This is a genomic window from Algoriphagus pacificus, from assembly GCF_017254845.1.
Taxonomy (GTDB): Bacteria; Bacteroidota; Bacteroidia; order Cytophagales; family Cyclobacteriaceae; genus Algoriphagus; species Algoriphagus pacificus.
In genome coordinates this window covers 1-320 of the sequence record NZ_JAFKCU010000038.1, presented here as the reverse complement: position 1 = coordinate 320, position 320 = coordinate 1, and the positions used below count along the sequence as shown (strand labels likewise).

Below are 320 nucleotides of genomic sequence, written 5' to 3'. Positions count from 1 at the left end.
AGCTTAGGTGAGAACATCCCTGCCTGAACATGAGAAAAAACAGGGTACTCATACTCACTTCTAAGTGACGGCTGCATACTAACCGCTTCATACATCTCGTAGATTTCTCTGGCGATTGAAGGGCTAAATTCTTCAACGCTAACTTTGAGAATTTTTGTAAGCAATGCGGCGTTATAAGCATTTAATGCATTGATGCCATTAAATAAAGCACCAACGCCTGACTGCCCCATCCCCATCTTGTCTGCGACAGATTCCTGGGATAAGCCAAGTTCATTTTTCTTTTTTTCATAAATTGCTTTAAGGCGACGTGCGTCCTCAAG

Annotated in this window: 1 protein-coding gene; it reads right to left on the bottom strand. The window is 42.5% G+C overall.

Features of this window, described 5'->3' with window-relative positions; genetic code table 11:
* The coding region (locus tag J0A69_RS22490) for a helix-turn-helix domain-containing protein (protein WP_206588862.1) at positions 1-320 on the bottom strand (320 nt) is incomplete at both ends.